This is a genomic window from Blautia caecimuris (assembly GCF_024622975.1).
Taxonomy (GTDB): Bacteria; Bacillota; Clostridia; order Lachnospirales; family Lachnospiraceae; genus Blautia_A; species Blautia_A caecimuris.
This window is the reverse complement of record NZ_JANJZT010000087.1, coordinates 1-1246: the sequence shown is the minus strand read 5'-3', so window position 1 is coordinate 1246 and position 1246 is coordinate 1. Positions and strand designations below refer to the sequence as shown.

Annotated in this window: 1 protein-coding gene; it reads left to right on the top strand. The window is 41.1% G+C overall.

Annotated elements, in window-relative coordinates; genetic code table 11:
* Positions 1-61: 61 nt before the first annotated feature.
* The gene (locus NSA57_RS19420; RefSeq protein WP_257465852.1) at positions 62-1219 is read left to right on the top strand and encodes an IS630 family transposase; all 1158 of its coding nucleotides are present in this window, start codon (positions 62-64) and stop codon (positions 1217-1219) included.
* Positions 1220-1246: the final 27 nt, after the last annotated feature.

The following is a 1246-nucleotide window of genomic DNA, read 5'->3' as shown; positions in this document are numbered from 1 at the left end:
TGCTATATATTTTTGAGATGATGTATGGTAAAATAGTGTTATCAAAGAAAGGATGATCGCTATGAGAAAAACATATCTTCCTCTGTCAGATGAAGACAGGAATTACCTTAAATCATTATCAAAAAAGAGAACCATTCAGGCACAAGTCGTGGATCGTGCCAGGATTCTTTTATATAAAGCCGATGGAATGACATTCCAGGAAATTGCTGATAAACTTGCAATCAGCACTGCCACGGTACGCCTTTGTGTTTCGAAGTTTCATAAAGGCGGTGTGGATGCTGCACTGTTTGATGTTCAGCGTCCTGGACGTCCATCCGAAATCACCGACGATGCGAAGGCATGGATGATCAGTATTGCGTGTCAGAGACCGGCAGAACTCGGTTATGCGCAGGAACTGTGGACATTGGCTTCTCTCCATAAATACATTCAGAAACATGCAGAGGAGGCGGGATATCCAAGACTTTCAACAGTTACGAAACCTTATATCCAGAAATTCCTCAGGGAACAGGATATGAAACCCTTTAAAATCAAATATTACTGCGAAAAGAGGGATCCTGATTTTGAATCAAAAATGCATGAAGTCCTGCTGGTCTACAAACAGATTGAAATGCAGTTTGATGAGAATGGTGATCTCATTGTTCCAGACGATTATAAATTGACGATTACGGTGTCCTATGATGAGAAACCGGGTATTCAGGCAATCTCCAATACTGCACCGGATTTACGCCCGACACCGGAACACGGAGAGGTATATCGTGATGCAGAATACAAACGTCTTGGAACGCTCTCTTTGCTGGCAGGCATTGATCTGCTTACAGGAGAAGCCATCCCGTTAGTAAGTGAGACTCACAAGAGTTCTGATTTTATTGAGTTTTTAAAGATACTGGACAAAAAATATCCATCACAGGATACAATCCGGATCATCCTGGATAATCATTCCGCGCATACTTCCAAAGAAACACGGCGCTTTCTGGATACGCTGCCAAAGGGACGTTTTAAATTTGTGTTTACTCCGAAACATGGCTCATGGTTAAACATGATTGAAAGTTTTTTCAGTAAGATGACCCGGCAGATGCTTCGTGGAATCCGTGTCAATACCAAAGAGGAATTGGAAGAGCGAATTTACAGGTATTTTGATGAAGTAAATCGTGAACCTGTGATTTATCACTGGAAATATAAAATGGATGAAATCAGTGAAGAGGAAGCGGCATCCGTTTGATATAGCAATTATTTAATATTCGTTATA